Source organism: Candidatus Sericytochromatia bacterium (assembly GCA_035285325.1).
In the GTDB taxonomy this organism is placed as follows: Bacteria; Cyanobacteriota; Sericytochromatia; order S15B-MN24; family JAQBPE01; genus JAYKJB01.
On record JAYKJB010000035.1, the window covers coordinates 1 to 4,626 of the forward strand.

A 4,626-nucleotide genomic window follows, 5' to 3' on the forward strand; every position below is an offset into this window, starting at 1 on the left:
GTGACTGCTGGCGTTCCCAGGCGACCAGCGCCTGAAAATCTTCGGCTGATTCCCGGTCGGCGGGGGAGAGCAAGGCGTCGTGATAGGGCGGATGCAGGAAGATGCCCACAAAGCGCTTGGCGCTCCAGAACACCAGCCCCGCTGGCACCAGTGCCAGGCAGAGGGCAGCTGCCCAGGCCGCACGGTGCCACCGGTCGGAAGGTCCCTCCAGCAAGCGTGCCAGGGGGGTGGTGGTCGCGGCCACCCAGGCCAAGGCGATGATGGGCGTCAGGACGAGCGTGAAGCGCAGGGTGTCCCAGGTGTTGATCACAACGATCAAGAAGGCATAGGTGGCCACGAACAGCGCATACAAAGCCGGCCCGCGGCGTGTCAGCCAGCCGAGCCCAAGCAGGACCACCACGCTCATCAGGGGACCGACCCAGGGCCCCAGCGAGGCCAGCGCACCGAAGACGGAGGTCACGCTGTAAGGGATGGACACGCTGACCAGTTCCAGCGCGTTTTGCTGCATGCGCGCCAAGGGGGTCAGCGTGTCGACCGGTCGCGCCCCGACCATCGTCACGGCTTGAACCACGTCGTAGTTCAGGGCGATGCGGTAGACATACCAGGGCAACAACAGCCCCGCCATCCACCCCGTGGCGACGACGGCGAGCTGCCATCTGCGCTGCAGGGCGAGCCACAGGCTGGTGGCGACCAGCAGGGGGAAGGCGGCCTTTTTGAGGTAACAAGGCCCCACCGCGAGAACTGCGACCAGCCAGGCATTCGGCCACAGAGGTGGGTTTGGGCGCTGCAGCACCAAGCTGAGGGCCAGCATGGAAAGAGTCAGCGCGCAACTCAGGACGACCTCGATCATCGTGAAATCGATGAAAACGATGTGGAGCTGGCTGAACGCGACCAGGCCGGCGGCCAGCAGGGCCTGCCAGCCGTGAAACTGGAACAGGCGCGTGGCCGTCAGGTGGGTCAGCACGACGGTCGCTAGCGCGAACCCCACGTTGGGCAGTTTGAAGACGGGGATGTTGTGCGGAAAGTCTGGAAATAGCCACCAGATGGGGGCTAACATCGCGGCGTAGGCCGGCGGAACGGTGGTCTCCCAGGCCGAGGGGAGGTACCAGGTTCGCTGGTAGCCATCGCCCGACGCGATGGCTTGGCTGAGGGCCAGGTAAAACCCGTCGTCGTACATCACGTCGATACGCGTCGTGGTGCCCAACCAGTAAGACACAGCCAGCAGCGCGAGGGCGATGAGGTGAAGCATTCGGGGCCAGGTCGCGAATTTTTCAGCTGGCACGGCATCCCTCCCGTATAATGGGGATCGAGCGCGAGGAGGTTCGGTATTCACCACATCATCGGCAATTTGACAGGCCTCAAAAGCAGCCAGGTCAAACAACTCGAAAGACTCTATCGCCGGAGAACGCCGGCAGGGGGCCTATTATCCCACGAACTGGCAGAGCAGATGATGCTCGCGGCGTGGGAGATCCATCGTTCGGTGGCCGTGCTGGTGGATCGCGTGGGCAAGGTGACCCACGTGGTCGTCGGGGAACCCGGCGCGATCGAATTGCCCTCGCTGCGGAAGCGTGAAGCCCAGGCCCGGCTGTCGGGTTGGCGGGGCATCGTGGTCCACCCGGGTGGCGGTGGCATCAACCGCAAGGAACTGGTCGGACTCGCCCGCAACCGGCTGGACGTGCTGGTCGCGCTCGACAGCGAGGGCCCGCGCCCGGCGCAAGCCGACGTCTGGTTGGCTCACCTGTTGCCCGAGGCCGAGGCGGACGGCACGCTGTGGCGGGTGATGTCGCCGATGTCCTTGAAGGCGGCCCTGGCTTTTGACTTCACCACCTGGCTCACCGAGCTGGAAAGCAGCCTGGCCGAGGCTCAGGTCGGGCGAGCGGTCGACTCGTCCGTGGAGCGCGCCGTGCTGGTGGGCGTCCAGACGCCGGCTCTCGATGACACGCAGGCGGCCGAATCGATGGCGGAGCTGGCCGAACTGGCGCGCACCGCGGGAGCCGAGGTGCTCGACCAGACCCTCCAGCGTCGCCGCACGCCCAATCCGGCCACCCACATCGGCAGTGGCAAGGTCGAGGAACTGGCGCTGCGAACGCGGGAATTGGGGGCCACCATGGTCGTCATGGATACCGAGCTCTCGCCCTCGCAGCAGACCAAGCTGGAAGATGCGCTAGATCTCAAGGTCATCGACCGCACCCAGCTGATCCTGGACATCTTCGCGCAACGGGCGCAGACGCGGGAAGGCAAGCTGCAGGTCGAACTGGCCCAGTTGAAGTACAATCTCCCTCGCCTGCGGGGGGTGGGCCTGGCCATGAGTCGCCTGGGCGGCGGCATCGGCACGCGCGGCCCGGGGGAGACCAAGCTGGAGACGGACCGGCGGCGGATCCATCAGCGGGTGGCTCATCTGGAAGCCGAGGTCGATCAGATCAAGAAACACCGCTCCGCCCAGCGCAAGAGTCGTACCAAGCGGGGCATTCCGCAGATTGCCATTATGGGCTACACCAACGCGGGCAAGTCGACCTTGCTCAACCGCCTCACGCGGGCGGACGTGCTGGCCGAGAACAAGCTGTTCGCCACGCTGGATCCGGTCACCCGACGCTTGCGCCTGCCGGGCGGTGCGGAGGTCTTGCTGACGGACACCGTCGGTTTCATCCAGCGCCTGCCGACCCAGCTGGTCGCGGCCTTCCGCGCGACGCTGGAGGAGGTCACCGAGGCCGATGTGCTGCTGCACGTGCTCGACGCCAGTCATCCCAATGTCGAGGAGCACGTGCGTGCGGTGCAGGCCATCCTGGAAGACCTCGAAGTCGGCGAGAAGCCCTACGTGACCGCGCTCAACAAGGTCGATCAGGTGAAGGACCAGGAACGCCTGAGGGCCTTGCGCGAGCTGGTGCCGATGCCGGTCGAGGTCTCGGCCCTGACCGGCGAAGGCCTGCTCGATCTGCTGGCTGCCCTGGAAGCGGAGGCGCGCGTCACGCCCGCGCCCGTGCTGGAAGAACCACCGCCGCCTGGTGGGGACATGGCGGGGCGATTCGCCCCCGGAAAGTGAGGCGTCCTGTGATGAATCCATCCGCCCGCATCGCGGCGGCTGAGCGCGAGCTGGCGCCACGTTGGTCCGACATCGACGCGGTCGTTCACCAGAACACCGAGAAGGTGCTGAACGCTTTTCAGGCCGCTCAGATCGGCGAGCATCACTTTGCCGGCACCACCGGCTACGGCCACGACGACCTGGGTCGCGCGGCGCTCGAACAGGTCTTTGCCACGGTGTTTGGCTGTGAAGCCGCGCTCGTGCGGGGGCAGTTCGCCTCGGGCACCCACGCGATCGCCACCGCCCTGTTCGGGGTGCTGCGTCCGGGTGATGAACTGCTCTACGTGACGGGCCATCCCTACGACACCTTGGAAGAGGTGATCGGTCTGCGCGGCGAGGGCCAAGGCTCGCTGGCGGATTGGGGGGTCAGCTATCGCGAAGTTGCGCTGACGCCCGAGGGCAGACCGGATCTGGCCGCCATTCAGGCCGCCATCGGCCCGCGGACCCGCGTCTGCGCGATTCAGCGCTCGCGCGGCTATGCCTGGCGCCCCAGCGTCGGCATGGCGGAGATGGCCTCCTTGATCGCAGCCATCCGCGCGGTCAAGCCCGAGGTGGTCGTGTTCGTCGACAATTGTTACGGCGAGTTCACCGAGGTCAGCGAGCCGACCGAGCACGGTGCGGACCTGATCGCGGGCTCCTTGATCAAGAATCCGGGAGCCGGCATCGTGCCGTCAGGGGGCTATGTCGCGGGGCGGGCCGACCTGGTGCACGCCTGCGCCTGTCGCCTGACGGCCCCGGGCATCGGCGCTGCGGGGGGGGCCAGTCTGGACCAGAATCGCTTGCTGTTCCAGGGGTTGTTCATGGCCCCGCACACCGTCGGCGAGGCCCTCAAGGGCGCCACGCTGGCGGCCCACGTCTTCCAGGAAATGGGGTACGCCGTCTCGCCCGCCTGGGACGCCGCGCGCACCGACATCATCCAGGCCGTGCGCTTCGGCGAGGCTGACCGGCTGGTGGCGTTCTGTCGCACGATCCAGGCGGCCAGTCCGGTTCACGCCTATCTCACGCCGATTCCAGATGTGGTGCCGGGCTATGAGGACGATGTGGTGATGGCGGGCGGGACCTTCATCGAAGGCTCGACGATCGAGCTTTCTGCTGACGGGCCGCTGCGCCCACCCTTCGTGGGTTACTGGCAGGGGGGCCTCAGCTACAGCCACTGTCGGATCGCGCTGGGACGGGTGCTCGCGTCGCTGGAGGCCTTGCCGGTCGGGGCGGCTCACGCATGAGCCGGGTGCCGCGCATTCGCGTCGGCGTCGTGCTGGTCGACGCCGAGCGGGTCTTGCTGGTCGAGCATCGCAAGGACGACCAGCGCTACTGGCTGCTGCCCGGGGGCGGGCTCGAACTGGGCGAGACGTTGCTGGCCTGTGCAGCGCGGGAGGTGCGCGAGGAGACCGGTCTGCAGATCGAGCCGGAGCGCATCCTTTACCTCTCCGAGGCGATCGCCCCGGCCGGAGGGCGGCACATCCTGAACGTGTTCGTGAAGGCGCGCCAAGTCGGCGGGGAACTGGGGGTGCCCACGGATGATGTCATCACAAGGGTCGAGTGGGTGC

4 protein-coding genes are annotated in these 4,626 nt (G+C 67.0%); 3 read left to right on the forward strand and 1 reads right to left on the reverse strand.

Annotated elements, in window-relative coordinates; genetic code table 11:
* Positions 1 to 1,282 (reverse strand): hypothetical protein (locus VKP62_05270; GenBank protein MEB3196596.1); only part of this gene is annotated, 1,282 nt, incomplete at its 3' end.
* A gap of 165 nt (positions 1,283 to 1,447) precedes the next feature.
* Here VKP62_05270 and hflX point away from each other — a divergent pair.
* From hflX to VKP62_05285, 3 genes are all read left to right on the forward strand, one after another.
* Positions 1,448 to 3,040 (forward strand): GTPase HflX, encoded by a 1,593-nt coding sequence (gene hflX / locus VKP62_05275; protein MEB3196597.1) that lies wholly within the window; start codon positions 1,448 to 1,450, stop codon positions 3,038 to 3,040.
* 11 nt (positions 3,041 to 3,051) lie between these two features.
* Positions 3,052 to 4,302 carry a methionine gamma-lyase family protein gene (locus tag VKP62_05280; GenBank protein ID MEB3196598.1) on the forward strand — a complete coding sequence of 417 codons (1,251 nt, stop codon included), beginning with the start codon at positions 3,052 to 3,054 and terminating at the stop codon, positions 4,300 to 4,302.
* A partial coding sequence (locus VKP62_05285; GenBank protein MEB3196599.1) for an NUDIX hydrolase occupies positions 4,299 to 4,626 on the forward strand: 328 nt, incomplete at its 3' end. The genes VKP62_05280 and VKP62_05285, both read left to right, overlap by 4 nt.

Coding starts and splice junctions, on each gene's coding strand:
- hflX (MEB3196597.1), top strand. CDS start 1,448: ATGATGCTCGCGGCGTGGGAGATCCATCGTTCGGTGGCCGTGCTGGTG.
- VKP62_05280 (MEB3196598.1), top strand. CDS start 3,052: ATGAATCCATCCGCCCGCATCGCGGCGGCTGAGCGCGAGCTGGCGCCA.